The following is a 22,083-nucleotide window of genomic DNA, read 5'->3' on the forward strand; positions in this document are numbered from 1 at the left end:
GGGTGGGACGACGTCCGGCTCCGTGCCCCCGGTCCCGGGCGGGACGACGGCCGACTCCGTAACCCGGGTGGACCGGTAGAATCGAGAGAACCGACCCCCCTTCACCGCCGGAAGGCCGCCCGTGCCAGCAGCACCCCTCGCCGCCCCCGACATCGCCACCGACGTGGTTCTCGTTGTCGACTTCGGGGCGCAGTACGCCCAGCTCATCGCCCGACGCGTCCGTGAGGCCCGGGTCTACAGCGAGATCGTCCCGTCCACGATGCCGGTGGCCGAGATGCTGGCCAAGAACCCCCGGGCGATCATCCTGTCCGGCGGCCCCTCCTCGGTGTACGCGGAGGGCGCGCCCTCCCTCGACCGGGCGATCTTCGAGGCCGGGGTTCCGGTCTTCGGCATGTGCTACGGCTTCCAGCTGATGGCCACCACGCTCGGCGGCACCGTCGACGACAACGGTGCCCGCGAGTACGGCCGCACCCCGCTCACCGTCTCCAAGTCCGGCTCCACGCTCTTCGAGGGCACCCCCGCCGAGCAGTCGGTCTGGATGTCGCACGGCGACGCCTGCTCCGCCGCCCCCGAGGGCTTCAAGGTCACCGCGTCCACGGACGTCGTACCGGTCGCCGCCTTCGAGAACGACGAGAAGAAGCTCTACGGCGTCCAGTACCACCCCGAGGTCCTGCACTCCACGCACGGTCAGCAGGTCCTGGAGCACTTCCTCTACCGCGGCGCCGGCATCGAGCCGACCTGGACCACGACCAATGTGGTCGAGGAGCAGATCGCGCTGATCCGCGAGCAGGTCGGTACCAAGCGCGCCATCTGCGCCCTGTCCGGCGGCGTGGACTCCGCGGTCGCCGCAGCCCTCGTACAGAAGGCCATCGGCTCCCAGCTGACCTGTGTGTACGTCGACCACGGCCTGATGCGCAAGGGCGAGAGCGAGCAGGTCGAGAAGGACTTCGTGGCCTCCACCGGCGTTCAGCTGAAGGTCGTCGACGCCGAGCAGCGCTTCCTCGACGCGCTGGCCGGGGTCTCCGAACCCGAGCAGAAGCGGAAGATCATCGGCCGCGAGTTCATCCGTGTCTTCGAGCAGGCCCAGGCCGAGCTCGTGGCCGAGGGCGCCGCCGACGGCGAAGAGGTCGCCTTCCTCGTCCAGGGCACGCTCTACCCGGACGTCGTCGAGTCCGGCGGCGGCACCGGCACCGCCAACATCAAGTCCCACCACAACGTCGGCGGTCTTCCCGACGACATCGAGTTCCAGCTCGTCGAGCCGCTGCGCCAGCTGTTCAAGGACGAGGTCCGGATGGTCGGCCAGGAGCTCGGCCTGCCCGACGAGATCGTCCAGCGCCAGCCGTTCCCCGGCCCAGGCCTCGGTATCCGTATCGTCGGCGAGGTCACCAAGGAGCGGCTCGACCTGCTCCGCGAGGCCGACGCCATCGCCCGCGAGGAGCTGACCGCGGCCGGTCTGGACCGCGACATCTGGCAGTGCCCGGTGGTCCTGCTCGCCGATGTCCGGTCGGTCGGCGTGCAGGGCGACGGCCGCACGTACGGCCACCCGATCGTCCTGCGCCCGGTCTCCTCCGAGGACGCCATGACGGCCGACTGGTCGCGCCTGCCGTACGAGACCCTCGCCAGGATCTCCACCCGCATCACCAACGAGGTCGCCGACGTCAACCGCGTCGTGCTCGACGTGACGAGCAAGCCGCCGGGCACCATCGAGTGGGAGTGACCTTTTTTGCAGGGTCAACGCCGATGCCGTCGCTCATTCGTTTGGGCGGCGGCATTGTCGTACCAGCTGGGTAGGCTGGCTTATTGGACGAGACTCACTCCCATGGGAGCAATCATGAGCGCCGCACCCGAGTTCGAGTTGGACGAGAAGTACAACTATCCCGTTCCGCCGCCCGGTGGCTGGACTGCTGACGACCTCGACCGGCTGCCGAATCTGCCGAGGCGCACGGAGTTGATCGACGGGAGTCTCGTTTTCATGAGTCCGCAGACAAAGTTTCATATGCGAACCATGCGTCTGCTGGAAAACGCACTTCTCGACCAGGCTCCGGACGGTCTCGATGTCTTCCGGGAATTCAGCATCAGGCTGAACAAGCGGAACCGGCCGGAGCCGGACGTGCTCGTGGTTCCGCTCGGAGCGGATACCGGACCGAACGACACGTGGCTGCGGCCGGAGGACGTCATTCTGGCCGTGGAGGTCGTCTCGGAGGAGTCGGAAGACAGGGACCGCGAGGTCAAGCCCCGCAAATACGCTGCCGCAGGCGTCCGGTACTTCTGGCGGGTGGAGCAGAACGAGGGCCTCCCGGTGGTGTACGTCTACGAGCTCGATCCCGCGCTCAGGGCCTACGTGGCCACCGGCATCCACCACAGCAGGCTGAAGCTGGACGCCCCCTTCCCCATCGATATCGACCTCACCGCGATCAACCGTCGCCGCCCCTGAAGGAGCCCGTCCCCGGCCCCACGACGGATCGTTCCCCGACACCCCTGGCCACTTGCGGCAACCGGCGGTAACTTCCGATCCCGTACGCCCTGGGAGTCCGGAGGAGCCGCCATGCCCGAGCCCACACCGATACCTGTGGAACAGCTGCAGTTCGCGCTGCCGCCGGTCCATCAGTCGGTCGACGAGGAACGCGCGTACCGCAAGGAGCGGCTGGCCGGGGCGCTCAGGCTGTTCGGGGAGTACGGGTACGAGGACGGCGTGTCCGGTCACCTCACCGCGCGGGACCCGGAGTTCGCCGACTGCTTCTGGGTCAACCCCTTCGGGGCCCCCTTCGACGGGCTCGCGCCGGACGAGCTGATACTGGTCAACGGGGAAGGACAGGTCGTCGAGGGGCGACACCACGTCAATCAGGCGGCGTTCGCCGTCCATGCGCAGGTGCACCGGGCGCGTCCGGACGTCGTCGCCGTCGCGCACACCCACTCCGTGCACGGACGGGCCCTCTCCGCGCTCGGCGAGCTCATCGAACCGATCACCCAGGAATCCTGCGCCTTCTACGAAGATCACGTGCTGTACGACGCATACACGGGCGTCGTGGTCGACGAGGAGGAAGGGCGCCGGATCGCCGCCGCGCTCGGCGGACACAAGGCGATCGTGCTGCGCAACCACGGGCTGCTGACCGTCGGCGACTCGGTGGACGCGGCCGCCTGGTGGTTCATCGCACTCGAACGCTCCTGCCAGGTGCAACTGGCCGCGCGGGCGGCCGGAAAGCCGGTGCTGATCGAGCACCGGGACGCCGTCGCCACCCGTGAGCAGCTCGGCAGCGATTTGGTGGCGTGGATCAACTACCAGCCGCTGTGGCGCCGGATCAGTCGCACATTTTGACGATACGCGCCGACGGGCCGCCCCGATGCGGTCCGTAGCCCTGTCGTACGGCACAATTCGCAGCAATCACAGCCGAGTTGGCTGTACCGGGGCTTGAAAGGGCGGCGTTCTCCGTGGCGTTGGACGAGGTGAGGGCGAGCGGCACGCACGGCGGCGGCTGCACGTGCGGCGACTGCCCGCACGGGGCGCGCGAGGGCCACCGGCGCGCGGTGGCCGCCTTCCTGGCCAAACGGGACGAATTCGCCGCGGGCCAGGGGCTGCCGCCCGGGGTCGCCCAGTCCGCCTCCGCGACCCGCCAGTGGGTCTCGGACGAGCTGACCCAGTCGGCCAGGACCGTGGCCGAACGGGGCCGGGAGGCAGGCGACGTCTGGCTGTACCGGGTGTGGCGGCGCACCCTGATCGCGGTGTGGGGGAGCGTCGCCGTGCTGGTCGTCGCCGAGGCCGCCACCGCCATCGGTGCGGGCTGGACCAACGCCCGTACGGCGGGGCTCGTCGCCGGACTCGTCACCGCGGGCCTGCTGACCGCCGCCGCCCACGTCCACCGGGCCCGCGGCGGCCTGTTCGCCCCGGTGATCGGCGAGGACAACCGGCTCTCCACCTCCCGGGCGGTCGCCGCGTCCTGGGTGCTGATCGCCGTCTTCTCCGTCCTCGTACTGGCGCTCCAGCTGGCCGGGGCCTCCGGCCACGCCGAGCGCGACGAACTGATCGAGGGGCTGGAGCTGTCCCGGGGCGCAGGGGTGGTGACCGTGCTGGCGCTGGTGTGCGCCGTCGCCGTCGTCGTACGTCGGGTGGTGACCGTACGCGCCCTGTCCGGGCGGCTGCAGAAGCTGCGGGCCGAGCGGCCGCGCGCCGCGGATCTGCTCACCGACGACTCGGGGCGGGGCAGCTTCACGGATGTGCAGTACGTGCTGGTGAGCACCGTTGCCGTGCTGTTCGCCGCGGTCCGGCTGGCCCGGCGGCCCGAGCAGCTGCCCGACCTGCCCTGGGGCCTCGCGCTGCTGGTCACCGTCTCGGCGCTCGCGTACTTCGCCGGGAAGTACGCGGAGGGCGGGCGCCCCGTGGTGCTCTCGGTGGTCCGGGCCCGGGAGGCCGGGGATCTGGACGCGCCGATCCGTACCGGCGACGACATCGAGATCCGGGGTGCGGGCTTCGTGCCGCCCGGCGCCGGGGCGCCGGACCGGCTGGCCCGCATGGTCGTACGGATCGGCCGGGTCCATGTGCATGTGCCGCTGGTCCCGGTCGCCGGCGGCTTCGCCAACCCGACCGACGGCTTGCTCACCGTGCCGGTACCGGTGGAGGTGGAACCGGGGCTGGTGGAGGTGCAGGTCGTGACCGCCGCCGGGGTCGAGACGAACCGGGTCGAGATCGATGTGACGGACTGACGGCAGGAGGCGACCCCGCCGGGCGGACGGTCACCGGCCGATGGACACCGGCTGGTGGACACCGGCCTATCGGATGGCCCATGGAACACCGCCGATCGGACGCCCCACCGGGTGAACAGCGCGTTCACCGCGTACGTATGGTCTGGTGACGGATCTACGGAAGGCGGGCAGCCACATGCAGGGGTACGGCACGAACGTACGCGGTCTGGGTGAGCCGAGAGGGCTAAAGGAGCTGGCACGGGAGCATGCCCTGCTGCCGCTGCGGGTCCTTCTCGGCGTCACCTTCATCTACGCCGGGCTCGACAAACTGACGGACAGTTCCTTCTTCCGCGCGAGCGGCGCCGGCTCCATCGGCGAGACGATGCACGCGGTTCGCGACTCGTCCGCGATCCCGGCCCTCGTCGACCTCGCGCTGAAGAGCCCCGGCTCCTTCGGGTACGCCATCGCCATCGGCGAACTCCTCGTCGGCATCGGCACCCTCATCGGGCTCCGGGCACAGCTCGCCGCGCTCGGCGGGGCACTGATCTCGCTGAGCCTGTGGCTGACGGTGAGCTGGCAGATCGAGCCGTACTACTTCGGCAACGACCTGGCCTACCTCATGGCCTGGCTGCCGCTGCTGCTCGGCGGGGCCACGGCGTTCTCCGTGGACGCCTTTCTCGCGTCCCGACGGCGACGGATCAGGTAGTTCACCCAGGTCGCGGTGGCGGCCAGCCAGAGGCCGCCGAAGAACAGCGGGAAGAAGAACACCCACGGGGCGTTCCAGGCCCCCGCCGCGTCCGCCGCGTATCCCGCTGCCAGCGCGAGCATGACCACACCCGCGACCGCCCGTCCCGGACGGATCTCATGACGCAGCACGGGTGACCTCCACCTGTCCGATGCCGACTTCGAGAGTGAGCTCGACCGTGCCGGCCGGTTTGCTCCCCGGGGGCGGCGGCAGCGTCCTGTGCTCATTCTGCGAGGGATTGACGTCCACCTCGCGCGCCTTGCTGCCGGCCGGTGCGCCGCTCGGCCGGCTGAGCGGCAGAGTGATGTCGCCGAGGGTCGCCCGCGCGTCCACCTTGACGGTCACCGCCTTCGGTACGACGACGACCGCGCGGCCCGCCCCGACGTTGACTTCCGTACGGACGGTGCCGCCCGGAGGAACCGTGATCTCCGTGAGATCCAGCCGCGCCACCCCGGTGCCCAGTTCGTAGTGCGGCCGGACCGCCGCCACCGAGGCCGGCCGCCAGCCCTCACGCACCCACTGGGTGGTGATGTTCTTGGGCAGCGTGGAGGCGCCCGCCAGCAGGGCCGCAGTGATCATCGACAGCATGACCGTGCCGAATCCGGTCCGTCCGAGGAACGCGCTGACCAGCATTCCCAGTCCGAACACCGCGAGCGCGCCGGCCAGACCGATCTGCAGACTCGTGCCGAGGGGGTGGGAGTCCCAGCTCAGCCCCGTGCCCAGCCCGCCTGCGATCAGCGCGAACAGGAACACGAGACCGCCGATCGAGACCGGGCCCGTGGTGCCGGGCTCCCGCCGGGGCACGCGGAACGGGTCCTCCGGCGGCGCCCCGCGGGGCCGTACCGCCCGGTCGGCCGGCGCGGTGTCGGCGGGGCCCCACAGATAGCCGGGGCCCACCGGCCCCGAGGTGCCGTCCTTGATGATCGGGTCCCGCCACCACGACGGGCTGCCCGGCGTGGGCGGGGCCTTCACCTCGGGCGGCGCGTCCGCCGCCGCCTGCGCGGTCGCCGGATGCAGCGGGTCCTCGGGCGCCGCGGTCCTGCGGTTCTGCGTCCAGACGGCGAAGCCGACGACCGCGAGCGTCAGCATCGCGGAGAACGCCAGCGTGCCGCCGTTGCCCAGCATCGAGAGGAACAGCCCGCAGCCGATCAGCGCGAGCAGCGCCGCGATCAGGGACGCCCCCTCGACGCGACCGGACAGCAGTCTGCGCGCCTCGTTCTCGTCCGCCCCCTCCAGGGGGATCAGCAGCCAGGCGAAGCCGTAGAAGATCAGTCCGATGCCGCCGGTGACGGACAGCACACCGAGCACGATCCGGAAGATCACCGGATCGACGTCGCAGTACCGGCCGAGCCCGCCGCACACCCCGGCCACGACCTTGTGCCGCGAGCTGCGGCGCAGGTGAGGTCCCGGGGCCGGGGGCGGTGCGACACCGGGGGAGGCGTCCTGGGGAACGGTCATGGCTCCATGGTGACGGGCCGGGCGCCCGTCCGGGACCCGCGCCGACCCTGGCCGATCCCTGATATTGGCCCGCGGAACCCCTGGGGGAATCGTCCGCGCCTTCCGGAGCCGAGCTCTCAGGGTCGAGTCCGGGGCGGACCCTGATGCCGTCGCGCGGGCGGGCATGTGACCATCGGGTCATGCCAGCCGCCACTCCCCGAGCCGCCGCGAGCTCCGCCGGAACCGACCCGGAGGAGCCGCCGCTGCGCAAGCTGTACCGCAGCGCCGACGGACGGATGCTCGGCGGTGTCGCGCGCGGACTCGCCGGGCATCTCGGGCTGCCCGTCGTCTGGGTACGGTTCGTCTTCCTCGGCCTGTTCTTCGCGGACGGCCTCGGCGCGCTGCTCTACGCCGTGTTCTGGATCGTCGTCCCGCTCGGTGTCGGTGGCGTGGAGGCGCCGCGCTCCGTCTTCGAGACCGCCCCGGACGGCAGGCGCCGGCTCCGTAAACCCGACAGGGGCCAGATCTTCGCCCTCATCGCGCTGTTCATCGGCGCCATGATCTTCGTCGGCAACGTCGACATGGGCAGCGGCGCCGACCGCTACATCTGGCCCACGCTGCTGATCGGCGCCGGTTCCGTGCTGGTGTGGCGGCAGGCCGACAATGCCCGGCGGGCCCGCTGGATGGAGGTCGGCAGCCGCCGCCGGGTCCTCCACCTGGCCCGGGCGCTGGCCGGGGTCGCCCTGGTCGGCCTGGGCCTGGCCGTCTTCATGGTGGTACGCGGCTCCGCGGCCCAGCTCGGAAACGTCCTCACCGCCGCGATAGCCGTCCTCACCGGCATCGCGCTGCTGGCCGGCCCCTACCTCGTCCGCATGACCCAGGACCTCTCCGAGGAACGCACGATGCGGATCCGGGCCCAGGAGCGCGCCGAGGTCGCCGCCCATGTCCATGACTCGGTGCTGCACACCCTCACCCTGATCCAGCGCCACGCGGAGGACGCGGGCGAGGTCCGCAGACTGGCCCGGGCCCAGGAACGCGAACTGCGCAACTGGCTGTACAACCCCGAGGGCACCGGCAAGGACGAGGACGACGAACCCGAGACCCTCGCCGAGGCGGTCAAACGTGCCGCCGCCGAGGTCGAGGACAAGCACGGCGTCCCACTGGAGGTCGTCGTCGTCGGCGACTGCCCGCTGGACGAGAAGTTGGCCGCGCAGATGCAGGCCGCGCGCGAGGCGATGGTCAACGCCGCCAAGTACGGTGGCGAGGGCGGAGCCGTGCAGGTCTACGCGGAGGTCGAAGGCCGCTCGGTCTTCGTCTCGGTGCGCGACCGGGGGCCGGGATTCGATCTGGATTCCGTACCGGGGGACAGAATGGGCGTACGAGAATCAATCATCGGCCGGATGCAGCGCAACGGCGGTACGGCGCGGCTGCGTTCGGTGCCCGGCGGGGGCACGGAAGTCGAGTTGGAGATGGAGAGGGCGAGCGATGACCAAGACCACTGAGGCGGCCGGGGGCCCGGAGCGCCGGGTACGGGTCGTGCTCGTCGACGACCACCGGATGTTCCGCACCGGCGTCCAGGCCGAGATCGGCCGCACCGAGGAGACGGGCGTCGAGGTGGTCGGCGAGGCCGCCGACGTCGACCAGGCGGTCACCGTCATCACGGCGACCCGCCCCGAGGTCGTCCTCCTCGACGTCCACCTGCCGGGCGGCGGCGGCGTCGAGGTGCTGCGCCGCTGCGCCCCGCTGATGGGCGCGGTCGAGAACCCGGTGCGGTTCCTGGCGTTGTCCGTCTCGGACGCCGCCGAGGACGTCATCGGAGTCATCCGCGGCGGCGCCCGCGGCTATGTCACCAAGACGATCACCGGCACCGACCTGGTCGACTCGGTCTTCCGGGTCCAGGACGGCGACGCGGTGTTCTCGCCGCGGCTGGCCGGCTTCGTCCTCGACGCCTTCGCCTCCACGGACGCGCCACCGGTCGACGAGGACCTGGACCGGCTGACGCAGCGCGAGCGCGAGGTGCTGCGGCTGATCGCCCGCGGCTACGCGTACAAGGAGATCGCCAAGCAGCTGTTCATCTCGGTGAAGACGGTCGAGTCGCACGTCTCGGCGGTGCTGCGCAAGCTCCAGCTGTCCAACCGGCACGAGCTGACCCGGTGGGCGACGGCGCGACGGCTGGTCTGAGGCGGCGGCCGGTACCGGTAGGCCGGTACCGGCCGCCGATTGACCGGGAGCCGGGAGCCTATGCCACCCGGGTCGCTCCGGCGAAGGGCATTTGATCGATGGGCGCGATCCGGACCGGCGCTCCCGGGTGCGGGGCGTGGATCATCTGGCCGTTGCCGATGTAGAGCCCGACATGGCTGATGCCCGAGTAGAAGAACACCAGGTCGCCCGGGACCAGTTCGGAGCGCGGGATGTGCTGTCCGGCGTTGATCTGGGTGTACGTGGTCCGGGGCAGCGAGACGCCGGCGGAGCGCCAGGCGGCCTGGGTGAGCCCGGAGCAGTCGAACGAGAACGGGCCTGTCGCGCCCCAGACGTACGGCTTGCCGAGCGCCCCGTACGCGAACGCGACGGCCTCGGCGGCGCGGGAGTTGGCGGCCAGTACGGGGCCGCGCGCGGTGCTGCGGTCGGCGCGGCCGGCGGAAAGCACGCCGTCCGAGACCTCGTAGGCGGTGCGCTCGGCCGGGGACAGGGTGGCGAGGAGCCGTTGCGCGTCGGCCAGTTTGGCCCTGACCGTTGCCTTGTGTTCCTTCAGCTCGGCCTGGCGCGATGCCAGCGCCGCCAGCTTGCCCTTGGCCTGCGAGCGCAGTTGGGCGATCCGGGCGACCTGCCGCTCCACCTGGTCGACCTCGGCGGCCTGGCGGTCGCCGATCCGGTCCATGTACGAGGCGCGCTCCAGGTACTGGTCGGGGTCGGAGGAGAGCGCCAGCTGTACGGACGGGTCGAGGCCGCCGGTGCGGTACTGCGCGGCGGCGAGCGAACCCAGTGCGTTGCGCGAGGCGTTGAGACGCTCGGTCCTGCGAGCGGCCTCGTCGCGCAGGGTGTCGACGGCGTCGGCGGCAGCGGTCGCCTGCTCCTTCGCGCCGTTGTACTGCTCGGTGGCGACCTCCGCGTCGTGGTAGAGCCGGTCCACCTCGGCGGTGATCTGAGCGGGGGTTCGCTGGGGGTCGGCGTGTGCCGAACCCGGTAATACGGCAGCGGTGGCGGCCCCGGCGAAGGCGAGTGTGGCCGCGGTGCGGGCAGCAGAGCCGATGTACGGGCGCTGCTTGGGTTTCCGGTGCGCTGCCACGGGGGCGTGCGTCCTTCCTGGCGACTTCCCGTCGGGGTCTACCGGCGGGCCCGCCGGAGGTCCGGCGGCGGGTCACCAACAGGGGAGCGGCCCGCCGCCGGACTTCTCGGCGGGGTGACCGGTGTGCCGTCCGGGTGCGGAGCGGCGGTGAAGACGGTCACCTGCCAGGGACGCTAAACCCGGGGCACGGGGAAGAGTCGTAATGACGCCTATTGCCTCATTTTGGCGCGGCACTGTCTCTGTTTGATCGGAAAAATGACAACAGAGTGAGGCAATTGGTGCAGACACGAGTGAAGCGGCAGGAAGCTGCACCTGCCTGCGGAGTGGTGATATGGGCGGGGCTAGGCTGCGGCCTCATGGAAGCACTCATTCATGTCTTCGTCGCCCTGCACATCATCGGTATCGCCTCTCTGCTGGGCGGCTTCCTGACCCAGATGAAGGCGATGGGCGCGGGCACGGCCCGGTTCGTCCCGGCGATGCTGCACGGCGCGCTGACGATGCTGGTCACCGGTGTCGCGCTGGTCGGGCTCAACCAGGCCGACGGCAACACCGTGAACAACATCAAGATCGGGGTCAAGCTGCTGTTCCTGGTCGTCATACTCGCGCTGGTCTACATCAAGCGGGACGAGGAGAAGGTCGACAAGGGTGCCTTCTCGGCCGTGGGCGGGCTGACGCTCGCCAACATCTTCATCGCCACGCTCTGGACCTGAGAAACCGAGACCTGGGGCCGCTGTCCTGAGAGCCGGGGCCTGAGCCGGACCCGGGTCCTGCGTCGGCCGGGGCGCGGCCCGCGCCCCGGCCGACGGCCACGCGAACCGCTACGCCGGCCGCACGCTGCCGTAGATCGGCATGTAGTAGATCGACTCCTCGCGCACATTCGCTCCCGGCTTCGGCGCGTGGATCATCATCCCGTCGCCCTTGTAGATGCCGACGTGGCTGATGTCGTCGTAGAAGAAGACGAGGTCGCCCGGGCGCAGGTCCGCCGTCGCGACCCGGGTGCCTGTTTTCACCTGGTCCCACGTGGTGCGCGGGATGCCGACGCCCGCGGCCTTCCACGCCGCCTGGGTGAGCCCGGAGCAGTCGTACGAGGACGGGCCCGTCGCGCCCCAGACGTACGGCTTGCCGATCTGGGCCCGGGCGAAGGCGAGGACCTTCTCCGCCTTGGTGGTGGCGCTGCTGTCCGAGCCGGTGCCCGTGCCGGTGCCCGTGCCGGTGCCCGTGCTCGTACCGCTGCCGGAATTTGCTTCCTTCGCGGCCTCTGCGGCCTTACGGTCCGCCTCCGCCTTGGCGGCGGCCTGCTGCTTGGCCAGTTCCTCCGCCTTGCGCCGGGCCTCCGCCTCCTTCTTCCGCTCCAGCGCCGCGAGCCGCGCCTTCTCCTCGACGGTCAGTTTCGACAGCAACGCGCGTGCCTCGCCCAGCTTCTTCTGGACGTCCTGCTTGCTGGTGCGCAGCGTGGTCTGCGTCGTGGTCAGCGTCTCCAGGCTCTGTACCGCTTCGGCCCGCTTCTTCGCCGCCTTGGTCTGCTGCGTACGGAAGTCCGTGATCGCCTTCTGCTGCCGGCTGGTCATCCGGTCCATCAGCTGGTTCTGGTCGAAGTACGACTGCGGGTCGTCGGCCAGGAAGAAGGTGGCGCTCGGCGCGATGGTGCCGCTGCGGTACTGCGCGGCCGCGTACGTGCCGAGCGTCCTGCGGGCGTCGTTGAGCTGGTCGGCGCGCTGGGCGACATCATTCAGCAGGGCGTCGACCTTGGTGCGCTGGGTGGCGGCGGCTTCCTTCGCCTGGTTGTACTGCTGGGTCGCGGTGCCCGCCTGCCGGTAGAGGTCGTCGACCTTCTTCTGGACGTCCTCGATGCTGGGTTTCGGGGCGGGGGCGGCCATCGCGCTCTGCGTGGAGAGCAGGGTCACGGACGCCAGTGCCGCCGTCGTGAGCCCGACGGCCGGTGTGGTGGTGCGCACCCGGGTGCGCGGTTTGCGATGCGACGCCAAGGCCGGCATCTCCTTCCGTGGACCGCCTACCGGGTTAGCTGTCGGGTTCGGGCGGAACGGAAGGCTGCCCTACGGTCCGCGTGGGGGCAAGGACCGATTCACCCCGGTGCTGCGTGTGGGTCCCCGGTTCCGGACTCCCGCGAGGGCAGCCCGGATTCGGCGTGGGCGCCCGCTCGGCGTGGTTCGCCTCAGGGGGTACGGGCCGCCCGGACGAGCACGCTAGCCAACCCATGGTGCGGCTGTGAAGGTTGATGTTCGATATGCCCGATACATTTTCGTGACCTCGGCGAAGTGGGGCGGCAAGGGCGGCCGGGGGCCCGGAATTCCTCACCCGGAGTGGGTGCCCGCTCTCTTTGCGTGCCCGGTAGCGGGGCGGGGTCGGTCATGCGGCCCGGGTCCGGTTCGGCATGCGGCCGTCGTGTGTCGGTGCGGCGGCCTAGACTCGACAAGCGATGAGCAGCCTCTTTGACGACAGCTTCCTGGCCGGCCTCCAGCACTCGGAGGAAGAGCCCCCGCCGCCCCCCGAGGACCCCGCACCCGAAGCGGTGCCGGAGGACCTCTTCGCGGGCGTATTCGACGGGCCCCCGCCGCCCAGGGAGGAGTACTACCGCGACGGCGCGCACCGCCCCGTCATCGACCCGGCGGCGCTCCTCGACGGGCTGAACACCGAGCAGCGCGCCGCCGTGGTCCACGCGGGCTCCCCGCTGCTCATCGTGGCCGGGGCGGGCTCCGGCAAGACGCGGGTGCTGACCCACCGGATCGCCCACCTCCTTGCCGAGCGCGGGGTGCACCCCGGCCAGATCCTGGCGATCACCTTCACCAACAAGGCCGCGGGCGAGATGAAGGAGCGCGTCGAGCAGCTCGTCGGACCACGCGCCAACGCCATGTGGGTCATGACCTTCCACAGCGCGTGCGTACGCATCCTGCGCCGCGAGTCGAAGAAGCTCGGCTTCACGTCATCGTTCTCGATCTACGACGCCGCCGACTCCAAGCGGCTGATGGCCCTGGTCTGCCGCGATCTGGACCTCGACCCGAAGCGCTTCCCGCCGAAGTCGTTCACGGCGAAGGTCTCCAACCTGAAGAACGAGCTGATCGACGAGGAGACCTTCGCCGGCCAGGCCGCGGACGGTTTCGAGAAGACCCTCGCCCAGGCCTACGCGATGTACCAGTCCCGGCTGCGCGAGGCCAACGCGCTGGACTTCGACGACATCATCATGACGACGGTCCACCTGCTCCAGGCGTTCCCCGACGTCGCGGAGCACTACCGCCGCCGGTTCCGGCACGTCCTCGTCGACGAGTACCAGGACACCAACCACGCCCAGTACACCCTCGTACGCGAACTGGTCGGCCCGGTCGGCGAGGGCGACGCCCCCGCCGAGCTGTGCGTCGTCGGTGACGCGGACCAGTCGATCTACGCCTTCCGCGGCGCGACCATCCGCAACATCCTCCAGTTCGAGGAGGACTACCCGGACGCGACCACGATCCTGCTGGAGCAGAACTACCGCTCCACGCAGACGATCCTGTCCGCCGCCAACGCGGTCATCGAGCGCAACGAGAGCCGCCGCCCCAAGAACCTCTGGACGAACGCCGGCACCGGCGCCCGGATCACCGGCTATGTCGCCGACACCGAGCACGACGAGGCGCAGTTCGTCGCCGACGAGATCGACCGGCTGACCGACGCGGGCGACGCCAAGGCAGGCGACGTCGCGGTCTTCTACCGTACGAACGCGCAGTCCCGGGTCTTCGAAGAGATCTTCATCCGCGTCGGACTGCCCTACAAGGTCGTCGGCGGCGTGCGCTTCTACGAACGCAAGGAGGTCCGGGACGTCCTGGCCTACCTCCGGGTCCTCGCCAACCCCGAGGACACCGTCCCGCTGCGCCGCATCCTCAATGTGCCCAAACGCGGCATCGGCGACCGCGCCGAAGCCATGATCGACGCGCTGTCGATGCGCGAGAAGATCACCTTCCCGCAGGCGCTGCGCCGGGTCGACGAGGCGTACGGCATGGCGGCCCGGTCGGCCAATGCCGTCAAGCGGTTCAACACGCTGATGGAGGAGCTGCGCACGATCGTCGAGTCCGGCGCGGGCCCGGCGGTGGTCCTGGAAGCCGTCCTGGAGCGGACCGGCTATCTCGCCGAGCTCCAGGCGTCCACCGACCCGCAGGACGAGACCCGTATCGAGAACCTTCAGGAACTCGCCGCCGTCGCCCTCGAATTCGAGCAGGAGCGGGGAGAGGCCGGCGAGGAAGGCGCGGGCACCCTCGCCGAGTTCCTGGAGCGGGTCGCGCTCGTCGCCGACTCCGACCAGATCCCCGACGAGGACGAGGACGGCTCCGGCGTCATCACGCTGATGACGCTGCACACCGCGAAGGGCCTCGAATTCCCGGTGGTCTTCCTGACCGGCATGGAGGACGGCGTCTTCCCGCACATGCGGGCGCTCGGCCAGGTCAAGGAGCTGGAGGAGGAGCGGCGGCTCGCATACGTAGGCATCACCCGGGCCCGCGAGCGGCTCTATCTGACCCGGGCGGCGATGCGCAGCGCGTGGGGTCAGCCCTCGTACAACCCGCCGTCGCGGTTCCTGGAGGAGATCCCGGACCAGCACCTGGAGTGGAAGCGGACCGGGCCGATGGCGGCCCCGGCCGGACCGACGTCGGGGATCACCTCGTCGTTGTCGTCGTCCCGTTCGCGCTCCGGCCCCTCGGGCTTCGCGACCCGGCGGACCTCGGACAAGCCGACGATCACGCTGGCCGTCGGGGACCGCGTCACGCACGACCAGTTCGGGCTCGGCACGGTGACCGCCGTCGAGGGGATCGGCGACCAGGCGAAGGCGACGGTCGACTTCGGGGACGAACGGCCGAAGAAGCTGCTGCTGCGGTACGCGCCGGTCGAGAAGCTTTAGCGCTCCTCTTGGGTCGGGCGGAGGGGCGTACGGGCAGGCGGCCGGGGCTGTTGCTCCGGCCGCCGTCGGGTGCGGGGTGGCTCAGGTCGGGTTGACGCCGTGGTAGCGGAGCCAGGGGAGCGGGTTTATCGCCGCACCGCCACCGGGCCGTACCTCGAAGTGCAGGTGCGGGCCGGTCGAGTTCCCGGAGTTGCCGGAGTACGCGATGACGTCACCGGCCTTGACGGGGCCCGAGCGGATCCTGGTGCTGCTGAGATGGCAGTACCAGGTCTCGGTCCCGTCCGCCATGGTGACGATGGCCATGTTCCCGTAGGCGCTGTTCCACTGGGTGCGTACGGTGCCGTCGGTCGCGGCCATCACGGGCGTGCCGTACGAGACGGGGAAGTCGATGCCCGTGTGCACGGACATCCAGTTGACGCCCGCCTGGCCGAAGTACGCGCTGAGGCCGTGCTGCGCGACGGGCATCACGTACTTCGGGCGCAACGCCTCCCTGCGCGCGGCCTCTTCCTCGCGCTTCTTCTTCTCGGCGGCCTGCCGTTCGCGCAGATCGATGCGTTCCTGGGTACGGCTGACGCGGTCGCCGAAGTTCTGGGCGTCGGCCCTGAGGTTGGCGAGCTGGGTGTCCAGCTTGTTGTTGGCGGCGAGCGGCTTGACGGAGCCGGGGTCGGCGGCCGCCATCGTGGTCGTCTTGTCGTCCTTCTTGTCCTCGCCACCCAGTCCGCCGACGGAGGCCGCGGCGATACCGGCCACGCTCATCACACAGGCGGAGGGAACGGCGACGGTAAGGAGCGCGGAACGCTTCGCGGGAGAACGCCGCCGGCTGCGACCGCCGGTGCCGCGGGTGGCGGGGCGGCTGCGGGGGCGGTGGGCATCGAGGGGAGCGTCGGCCGTGTCGCGGTTCGCGGCGGCGGTCTTGTCGTCGCAGGTGGCTTCGGAGGCTTCGGTGGTTTCGGCGGCGGCTTCGTGCCCGTCGGTGTCGAAGTCCGTCTCCGGAAGGCTGAACTCGGTGGTGTGGGGGGCCTCGAACGGGTCGTACGACTGGTGTGCGTCGTAAGCCTCGTGTGCCTCGTGTGGCGCTGGTGTCTCGTGCAACACCTGTGTGGTTTGCGCGCTTTGCGCGGTTTGCTCTTCGTGCTCGAGCGTGCCGCCGGTGTTCCATGCGGTGGCGTCGTACGCGCCGGTGTCGTAGGCCGCCGTGCCGGTCGTCGTCCATTGGCCGGTCTGGTGCCAGCCGTCGGTCTCCCACTGGCCCGTGGCGTCCGGTGCGCCACCCTGTGCCGGAACGTCGGCGAAGGTGGCGGTGGCGGTGGACGCCCAGGTGGCTGTGGTGTCGTACACCGGGCCTGCGCCGTACTGCTGCTGCTCGGGCTGTGCCGCATACGGGGCGTAGGCGTCGTACGAGGTGGTCGGGTGCGCGCCCGTGTCCCACTGGGTGGAGTCGTACTGGCCGCTGTATCCGGCCTGCCCGGTGTCGTAACCGCTGTCGTACGCGCCGTCGTAGTGACCGGGGAGGGAGCCGAAGAGTGGATCGCTGTCGAAGCTGCCGGTGGCCTTGCTGTCGTATCCGGCGAACCCGGCGTGGGGGTGCTGGTCGTTCACCAACTTCTCTCTCGCCTCGGCAGCAGGACCTGTGTAGCGGGGTCCGGTGGGGAATTCCGAATCCCAGGGGGAGCAGTGGCCGCGACTGTACCCGGCGGTATGCGACGTCGACAATCTTCGACGGGTTCGGGTGGCTCAGGAAACGGGCAATCGGCCGCCTTTCGACGGACTGTCTACACAGCCTTGGCTCTATGTTCGAAACCCGTTCTATTCGTGCGGTCCGGCGGAGGCCGGCGGGGTGGCCATGTGCCATGGAAGCTCGAGTGACTTGTGGTGCTGGTGCTGGTGCTGGTGTTGGTGCTGGTGCCCGGTGGGCGAAGCCGCAGCACGCCGGGCTCAGGCAGCTCCTCCGGACTCGGAATCTCCCTCGGCCCCGGAAGTTCCTACGGTTTCGGTCGTCGATTCGCCGGATTCCAGCGCCTGCCGGACCGCGGTGGCGACGGTCGGGTGCACCGGGAGTGCGAGGTGGCCGATCCCGCTGACGCGTACGTTCAGCGCGTCGAGATCCGGATGGTCGATGCAGGCCGCCTCGGCAGGGACGATCACCCGGTCCAGCTCGCTCCAGAAGCTCACGAACCGGGTGCGGCAGCCGGGCGCCGGCCTGCGCAGTTCCTCGATCGGCGCGGAGCCCGTACGCATCTGGCGCACGATGGGGTGAGCGCCGGCCAGCGGGGCGACGGCCGTGCCCCCGTGCGGTGTGCCGAGTGTGACCAGGGTGCGGACCCGCTGGTCACCGCCCAGTCGCTGCACGTAGTAGCGGGCGATCAGGCCGCCGAGGCTGTGCCCGACGATGTCGACCTCGTGGTGTCCGGTGCGGGCGCAGATCTCCTCGACGTGCCGCCCGAGCAGCTCAGCCGCCGTACGGATGTCACAGGTCAGCGGCGAGTAGTTGAGCGACTCCAGATGGCGCCGGCCGTGCCGGGCGAGGGAGCGGCGGAGCAGGACGAAGATCGAACGGTTGTCGATGAAACCGTGCAGGAGTACGACGGGCGGCCGCTCGCCGCCCTCGGTGAGGAGGGCGGACGTCCCGGCGGGCGCGGGGCCGGTGGGTGGTCCGGCCGGGCGTGGCGTGGGCCGCCGCTCCCCGGCGATGCCGGTGGGGTACAGGAGTACGTGCCCGGTGAGAACCACCAGTTCGAGCACGGTGGCCTTGAGCAGTGCGGATGTCGGCCGGGTGCGGCACGGACACGGCCGGCGCGGCAGTAGCGGCGGGAAAGGCAGGACCTGCATGGCCGACCTCCTGCTTCGGCAAGCGGGGAGGCGGCTCCGGTCCCCGTGTGCCCTCACGGGGTGCCGTTGCGGAGGTACGGGCGGTCGGCCCGGCCCGGGGTTCGGTCCCGATGGGCGGGCGCCTGCTCGCCGGTGGTGACCGGTGAACGACCGGCCGTCGGACCCGATGCCGGCGGTCCCGGCGGTCCGCACCACCGTGCCGCGCGGCTGGCGGCGCGGTGGTACGGCGACCTCGTAGCGGCTCCCCTGGCGGCCGGTCCCGCACGGCGGGTGTGCCGCGTCGAAGGGAACGGCGCCCGGTGAACATGTCCCACGTGTGATTTCCCCCTCCCCGTCCACCGCGAAACGGCGGGTTGCGGGATGCTGTGGATAACGTTCGTTCACATCCCCGGCCCTTCAGGCACGGGAGACGCATGTGGAGGCAGTGATGGGTGTGACCGGTCCGATCCGTGTGGTGGTGGCCAAGCCGGGCCTGGACGGCCATGATCGCGGAGCCAAGGTGATCGCGCGGGCGCTGCGCGACGCCGGTATGGAGGTCATCTACACCGGGCTCCACCAGACGCCCGAGCAGATCGTGGACACCGCGATTCAGGAGGACGCCGACGCGATCGGCCTCTCGATCCTCTCCGGTGCGCACAACACGCTCTTCGCCAAGGTGATCGAGCTCTTGAAGGAGCGCGAGGCGGAGGACATCAAGGTCTTCGGCGGCGGCATCATTCCGGAGGCGGACATCGCACCGCTGAAGGAACAGGGCGTCGCGGCGATCTTCACCCCGGGCGCGACGACGGCGTCGATCGTCGACTGGGTCAACGCAAACGTCCGCCACCCCGCGGAAGCCTGACCTCACCACCCAGGCCGACGGCCCGGGCACCGGCCCTGCCGGGCCCGGCTGCCCGGTCGCGGTCACTGGGCCAAGGCCACCGGGACTGATACCTGTCCCTCGTTCCCGCCCGCGCCGCCAGGCCCCCGCGCTCAGGAGCCCCGTGCCAGGCCCCCCGCGGCCGCTGAGCAGTCCTCAGCCGGGGCTGCTGTGCTTCCCGCGGTCGAAGTGCTCCGATCCGTCTCGGCCCGGTATCAGTTCCAGGTCCATCGCCGCGCGCAGTCGCAGTGTGGAGACCAGTCGTTGGAAGGCCTCCGACCAGTAGCCGGTGGCGCCCGGTGAGGCGTTCTCCGGTTCGTCCGAGGTGGTGGTGAGGACCTCCAGGCGGTCTGCCTCGGCCGGGTTCAGGCAGCGTTCGGCCAGGCCCATCACGCCGCTGAAGCTCCAGGGGTAGCTGCCCGCGTCCCGGGCGATGTCGAGGGCGTCGACGACCGAGCGGCCGAGCGGTTCGGACCAGGGTGTCGGGCAGACCCCGAGCAGCTGGAACGCCTCCGACAGCCCGTGCGCCGCGATGAAGTCGGCCACCCAATCGCCCCGTTCGGCCGCGGGAAGTACGGCAAGGAGCTTCGACCGCTCGGCGATGGACGCCGTGCCGGGGCCGTTCGACGGAGGGGCGGAGGGGACGCCGAGCAGTGCGCGGGCCCACTGCGGATCCCGTTGGCGCACCGCTGCCCGGCACCAGGCGGCGTGCAGTTCCTCGGCCCAGCCGTCGGACACCGGCAGGCCGACGATCTCCTGCGCGGTGCGCCCGCCGAACCGCGCCGTCCAGGTGGCGAGCGGGGTCGCCTCCACCAACTGGCCGAACCACCAGGACCGTTCCCCCCGCCCGGACGGCGGCACCGCCACCACGCCGTCGCGCTCCATCGCGGCGTCGCATTCGTGCGGGGCCTCCACGGCGACGGAGGCGTCGTCGTCCGCGAGGTCCGGGCTCACACAGGACATCGCGCGGGCCGCCATCCGTGCGGCGAACGCCGACTCCGGCAGCCCGGAAAGCAGTTCGGCAGCCGTCGAGCGGACATTGCGGCTGCGGTCGGAGAGGGCCTGTTCCAGGAAGGTCTCGTCCACGGCGGACAGCCCCGTGCGCAGTGAGTCGAGGAACATCAGCCGGTCTTCGGCGCGCTCGGTGGACCATGTGGTGGCGAGCAGCGCGAGCGCTTGCGCGGGATCGTGTGCCCGTACTGCCCCGAGCAGGGCGACCCGTTCGGCGAACAGACCCTCCTCCCACAACCGGGCGACCGCTTCCGAATCGGTGACGTCGGGCAGCAACGAGCCGCCGGACGAGCCGCGCAGCGCGAACTTCCATTCGGGGTTCAGCCCGGCCAGCCACAGCCCGCGGGGCCCGGCGAAGGCCAGGGCCTGCGGCCGCAGATCGGTACGGGATCTGGCTGCGTCGAGCAGGGGCGGGAGCAGCGCGGCCGGGGCCCGGAAGCCATGCTGATTGGCGGTGGTCAGCCACTGCGGGATCAGTTCCGTGAGATCGGGGGCCGTACCGCGCCGACCACCGGAGCCGCCGGCCGCCGACCGGTCCGCGAGCAACTGGGCCAGTCTGCGACGCGCGGCCGTGGGCAGCGGTGGCCTCGGGTCGGCGGGCGCCGGCTCGGGCCGGGGGGCGGCATGGGCGGGCAGCAGACCCGCTCTGCGCCGTACGGTGTGGAGCGCCGCCGCGTCCAGCAGTCCGGCCGGTCCGCCGTTTCCCTCCGTCGGCCGGCGGTCGGTGCCGAGAAGCGCCGTAGTGACGAGGTCTTCCCATGGCGCGGGTGTGATGGTGCGAGGCATTCGTCCCCCTTCGGACTTCGACCTTTCGAACCCTGTGAGTACTTCGAATGAGTCCTTCGAATCCTTCGAATTCAGCGTCAGATGAGCCGCACGGTCTCGGACGCCGTGTCGGCGCTGCTGACCTCGGCGCGGCCTACGGCGTCGTCCCCGTTCGCGGACCAGGCCGCGAGCGGGTCGAAACCGCGGTGGCCGCATTCGCCGAAGACCGTGACCGGAAAGCCGCCGGAGAGCGCGACGAGCTTCCACAGCCCGGGCCGGGACAGTGCGGACGGAGCGAGGGGCAGGGCCGCCTCGCCCGCCGCGTCGACCAGTTGCCAGCCGTCTCCGGACGGCACGGGTATGACCTCGTGCAGCGTCACCGGCCAGGTGTCGAGCCACGGGTCGTCCCGCAGAGCGTCCCCGTACGCGCTGATCGCGGTCGCTACCGTGCCACCCGGAGGCGGCGTGCCTGCCGGGGACGGGACACCGAACTGCCGGCCCAGCTCCGCCCGTAGCCGGCCCATGCCCGGATGGGGTGTGATCTCGGCGTCGATCGTGACACCCACCGGCAGTGCCAGCCCGGGGGAGCGCCCGGCCGCACCGAAGGAGAGCAGCAGCGCCGCGCGGCCCGAGTCCTTGCCGTGGAGCCAGATCCGGCGTGCGACGATTTTGCCGTCCGGGGTGTCGTACTGCGCGAGGACCAGCCACTTGTCGCGGATCGGTGGGCCTTCGGCGGAGGCGGTCAGCCCCACCCGGGTACGCACGGTGGCGGCCAACGGCTCCGACAGCCGGCTGATTCCCAGCCAGGCGCTGTCCAGCAGATGCAGCAGCGCGCACTCCTCCAGCAGCCGTACCGGCCAGCCCTGGCCGGACCCGGGGATGGACCCCAATTCCCTTACGCGGGCGGCCAGTCCGGGCGCCTGGGCATCGACCATGCGGGCCGCCGTCTCGTCCCACAGCCCGTACCCCGATTGATCGGCCGCCGCGAGACCGCCGCGCAGCAGGTCCGTCAGCCGCTGCTCGAGCTCCTGTGCCCCGCCGGTGATCCGCTGGGCCCGGCGCTCGGCACGTCGCCGGGCGGCTTCCGGGTCGGCCGGGCCCGTGGCCGGGGCGCCGCCCGCCCCGGGCCCGTCCTTCCCCTCCTTCTCCGCCGCGCGCTTGCGACGGCCCGTCAGCCACTCACCGGCCCAGTCCGGAACCTCGCCCGTGGGCAGGGCCGATTCGCCGGACGCCCAGACCAGCAGCAGGCCCAGCGCGTGCTTGCACGGGAACTTCCGGCTGGGGCAACTGCACTTGTACGCAGGGCCGGTGGTGTCCGCCACCGTCTGATACGGCTTGCTTCCGCTTCCCTTGCACAGCCCCCACACCGCACCCGAACCGTCACATCCGCTGCCCGACCAAGGGCCGGTCGAACCGAGCTTGCTCCCCGCCTTGCGTGATGCCTCGTCAGGAGCCAGGGCCAGGACCTGCTCCACCGTCCAGCGCGCCGCCGGGTCGGCGGTGCGCAAGGGTTCTCCCCCGTGAGATAGCAGCATGGGAACGACGGTAGAACCCACCACTGACAATTGACCTGACCTGCTGATTCGTCGTTG

17 protein-coding genes and 1 riboswitch are annotated in these 22,083 nt (G+C 70.9%); of the genes, 10 read left to right on the forward strand and 7 right to left on the reverse strand.

Annotated features, from left to right (window positions below; translation table 11 throughout):
- The first annotated feature begins 121 nt into the window (after positions 1 to 121).
- The 5 genes from guaA (at position 122) to ACZ7L9_RS11570 (ending at position 5,383) form a co-directional block, all read left to right on the forward strand.
- Positions 122 to 1,717 carry a glutamine-hydrolyzing GMP synthase gene (gene guaA, locus ACZ7L9_RS11550; protein ID WP_471414459.1) on the forward strand — a complete coding sequence of 532 codons (1,596 nt, stop codon included), beginning with the start codon at positions 122 to 124 and terminating at the stop codon, positions 1,715 to 1,717.
- Positions 1,718 to 1,831: 114 nt separating this feature from the next.
- Entirely contained in the window at positions 1,832 to 2,434 is a 603-nt protein-coding gene (locus ACZ7L9_RS11555; RefSeq protein WP_471414460.1) for a Uma2 family endonuclease, read from the forward strand.
- Positions 2,435 to 2,545: 111 nt separating this feature from the next.
- Positions 2,546 to 3,316, forward strand: a complete 771-nt coding sequence (locus tag ACZ7L9_RS11560; protein ID WP_471414462.1) for a class II aldolase/adducin family protein — start codon at positions 2,546 to 2,548, stop codon at positions 3,314 to 3,316.
- Between the two features lie 113 nt (positions 3,317 to 3,429).
- Positions 3,430 to 4,698 carry a hypothetical protein gene (locus tag ACZ7L9_RS11565; RefSeq protein ID WP_471414464.1) on the forward strand — a complete coding sequence of 423 codons (1,269 nt, stop codon included), beginning with the start codon at positions 3,430 to 3,432 and terminating at the stop codon, positions 4,696 to 4,698.
- 175 nt (positions 4,699 to 4,873) lie between these two features.
- The gene (locus ACZ7L9_RS11570; protein ID WP_471414680.1) at positions 4,874 to 5,383 is read left to right on the forward strand and encodes a DoxX family protein; all 510 of its coding nucleotides are present in this window, start codon (positions 4,874 to 4,876) and stop codon (positions 5,381 to 5,383) included.
- Between the two features lie 156 nt (positions 5,384 to 5,539).
- Here ACZ7L9_RS11570 and ACZ7L9_RS11575 read toward each other — a convergent pair whose 3' ends face one another.
- On the reverse strand, positions 5,540 to 6,880 hold the full coding sequence (locus ACZ7L9_RS11575; protein ID WP_471414465.1) for a PspC domain-containing protein: 1,341 nt from the start codon (positions 6,878 to 6,880) through the stop codon (positions 5,540 to 5,542).
- A 179-nt stretch (positions 6,881 to 7,059) separates the two neighbouring features.
- Between ACZ7L9_RS11575 and ACZ7L9_RS11580 the strand changes: the two genes are divergently transcribed.
- Together ACZ7L9_RS11580 and ACZ7L9_RS11585 are read left to right on the forward strand one after the other, a co-directional pair.
- Positions 7,060 to 8,361, forward strand: a complete 1,302-nt coding sequence (locus ACZ7L9_RS11580; RefSeq protein ID WP_471414466.1) for a PspC domain-containing protein — start codon at positions 7,060 to 7,062, stop codon at positions 8,359 to 8,361.
- Complete coding sequence (locus ACZ7L9_RS11585) at positions 8,345 to 9,040, forward strand: LuxR C-terminal-related transcriptional regulator (RefSeq protein ID WP_471414468.1); 696 nt, start codon at positions 8,345 to 8,347, stop codon at positions 9,038 to 9,040. The genes ACZ7L9_RS11580 and ACZ7L9_RS11585 overlap by 17 nt, the downstream gene beginning before the upstream one ends.
- 58 nt (positions 9,041 to 9,098) lie before the next feature.
- Here the strand turns inward: ACZ7L9_RS11585 and ACZ7L9_RS11590 are convergent, their stop codons facing one another.
- Complete coding sequence (locus tag ACZ7L9_RS11590; RefSeq protein WP_471414470.1) at positions 9,099 to 10,145, reverse strand: C40 family peptidase; 1,047 nt, start codon at positions 10,143 to 10,145, stop codon at positions 9,099 to 9,101.
- A gap of 356 nt (positions 10,146 to 10,501) precedes the next feature.
- Between ACZ7L9_RS11590 and ACZ7L9_RS11595 the strand changes: the two genes are divergently transcribed.
- Entirely contained in the window at positions 10,502 to 10,855 is a 354-nt protein-coding gene (locus tag ACZ7L9_RS11595; RefSeq protein WP_471414472.1) for a hypothetical protein, read from the forward strand.
- A 108-nt stretch (positions 10,856 to 10,963) separates the two neighbouring features.
- Here ACZ7L9_RS11595 and ACZ7L9_RS11600 read toward each other — a convergent pair whose 3' ends face one another.
- The gene (locus tag ACZ7L9_RS11600; RefSeq protein WP_471414473.1) at positions 10,964 to 12,139 is read right to left on the reverse strand and encodes a C40 family peptidase; all 1,176 of its coding nucleotides are present in this window, start codon (positions 12,137 to 12,139) and stop codon (positions 10,964 to 10,966) included.
- A riboswitch (cyclic di-AMP (ydaO/yuaA leader) is annotated at positions 12,138 to 12,302 on the reverse strand. It overlaps the preceding gene by 2 nt.
- 280 nt (positions 12,303 to 12,582) lie before the next feature.
- Here ACZ7L9_RS11600 and pcrA point away from each other — a divergent pair.
- A complete protein-coding gene (gene pcrA / locus ACZ7L9_RS11605) occupies positions 12,583 to 15,027 on the forward strand; it encodes a DNA helicase PcrA (RefSeq protein ID WP_471414475.1) in 2,445 nt (814 codons plus the stop codon).
- 81 nt (positions 15,028 to 15,108) lie between these two features.
- Here pcrA and ACZ7L9_RS11610 read toward each other — a convergent pair whose 3' ends face one another.
- Both ACZ7L9_RS11610 and ACZ7L9_RS11615 read right to left on the reverse strand, forming a co-directional pair.
- Positions 15,109 to 16,626, reverse strand: a complete 1,518-nt coding sequence (locus tag ACZ7L9_RS11610) for a M23 family metallopeptidase (RefSeq protein ID WP_471414477.1) — start codon at positions 16,624 to 16,626, stop codon at positions 15,109 to 15,111.
- Between the two features lie 336 nt (positions 16,627 to 16,962).
- Positions 16,963 to 17,856 carry an esterase/lipase family protein gene (locus ACZ7L9_RS11615; RefSeq protein ID WP_471414479.1) on the reverse strand — a complete coding sequence of 298 codons (894 nt, stop codon included), beginning with the start codon at positions 17,854 to 17,856 and terminating at the stop codon, positions 16,963 to 16,965.
- Positions 17,857 to 18,283: 427 nt separating this feature from the next.
- On the opposite strand from ACZ7L9_RS11615, the gene ACZ7L9_RS11620 reads away from it, so the two are divergent.
- Positions 18,284 to 18,697: a cobalamin B12-binding domain-containing protein gene (locus ACZ7L9_RS11620; RefSeq protein ID WP_266748044.1), complete on the forward strand. Its 414-nt coding sequence runs from the start codon at positions 18,284 to 18,286 to the stop codon at positions 18,695 to 18,697.
- Positions 18,698 to 18,871: 174 nt separating this feature from the next.
- Here the strand turns inward: ACZ7L9_RS11620 and ACZ7L9_RS11625 are convergent, their stop codons facing one another.
- Together ACZ7L9_RS11625 and ACZ7L9_RS11630 are read right to left on the reverse strand one after the other, a co-directional pair.
- Positions 18,872 to 20,512: a DUF5691 domain-containing protein gene (locus tag ACZ7L9_RS11625; RefSeq protein WP_471414481.1), complete on the reverse strand. Its 1,641-nt coding sequence runs from the start codon at positions 20,510 to 20,512 to the stop codon at positions 18,872 to 18,874.
- A gap of 77 nt (positions 20,513 to 20,589) precedes the next feature.
- Positions 20,590 to 22,026, reverse strand: a complete 1,437-nt coding sequence (locus ACZ7L9_RS11630) for an SWIM zinc finger family protein (protein WP_471414482.1) — start codon at positions 22,024 to 22,026, stop codon at positions 20,590 to 20,592.
- Between the last annotated feature and the right edge of the window lie 57 nt (positions 22,027 to 22,083).

The organism is Streptomyces sp. NPDC111516, from assembly GCF_055635345.1.

What these genes read in the sequence shown, in the direction of transcription:
- ACZ7L9_RS11600 (WP_471414473.1), bottom strand. Translation starts at nt 12,139, where the DNA reads ATGCCGGCCTTGGCGTCGCATCGCAAACCGCGCACCCGGGTGCGCACC.
- ACZ7L9_RS11585 (WP_471414468.1), top strand. Translation starts at nt 8,345, where the DNA reads ATGACCAAGACCACTGAGGCGGCCGGGGGCCCGGAGCGCCGGGTACGG.
- ACZ7L9_RS11580 (WP_471414466.1), top strand. Translation starts at nt 7,060, where the DNA reads ATGCCAGCCGCCACTCCCCGAGCCGCCGCGAGCTCCGCCGGAACCGAC.
- ACZ7L9_RS11575 (WP_471414465.1), bottom strand. Translation starts at nt 6,880, where the DNA reads ATGACCGTTCCCCAGGACGCCTCCCCCGGTGTCGCACCGCCCCCGGCC.
- ACZ7L9_RS11625 (WP_471414481.1), bottom strand. Translation starts at nt 20,512, where the DNA reads ATGCCTCGCACCATCACACCCGCGCCATGGGAAGACCTCGTCACTACG.
- pcrA (WP_471414475.1), top strand. Translation starts at nt 12,583, where the DNA reads ATGAGCAGCCTCTTTGACGACAGCTTCCTGGCCGGCCTCCAGCACTCG.
- ACZ7L9_RS11570 (WP_471414680.1), top strand. Translation starts at nt 4,874, where the DNA reads ATGCAGGGGTACGGCACGAACGTACGCGGTCTGGGTGAGCCGAGAGGG.
- ACZ7L9_RS11630 (WP_471414482.1), bottom strand. Translation starts at nt 22,026, where the DNA reads ATGCTGCTATCTCACGGGGGAGAACCCTTGCGCACCGCCGACCCGGCG.
- ACZ7L9_RS11620 (WP_266748044.1), top strand. Translation starts at nt 18,284, where the DNA reads ATGGGTGTGACCGGTCCGATCCGTGTGGTGGTGGCCAAGCCGGGCCTG.
- ACZ7L9_RS11595 (WP_471414472.1), top strand. Translation starts at nt 10,502, where the DNA reads ATGGAAGCACTCATTCATGTCTTCGTCGCCCTGCACATCATCGGTATC.
- ACZ7L9_RS11560 (WP_471414462.1), top strand. Translation starts at nt 2,546, where the DNA reads ATGCCCGAGCCCACACCGATACCTGTGGAACAGCTGCAGTTCGCGCTG.
- ACZ7L9_RS11615 (WP_471414479.1), bottom strand. Translation starts at nt 17,856, where the DNA reads ATGCAGGTCCTGCCTTTCCCGCCGCTACTGCCGCGCCGGCCGTGTCCG.
- ACZ7L9_RS11555 (WP_471414460.1), top strand. Translation starts at nt 1,832, where the DNA reads ATGAGCGCCGCACCCGAGTTCGAGTTGGACGAGAAGTACAACTATCCC.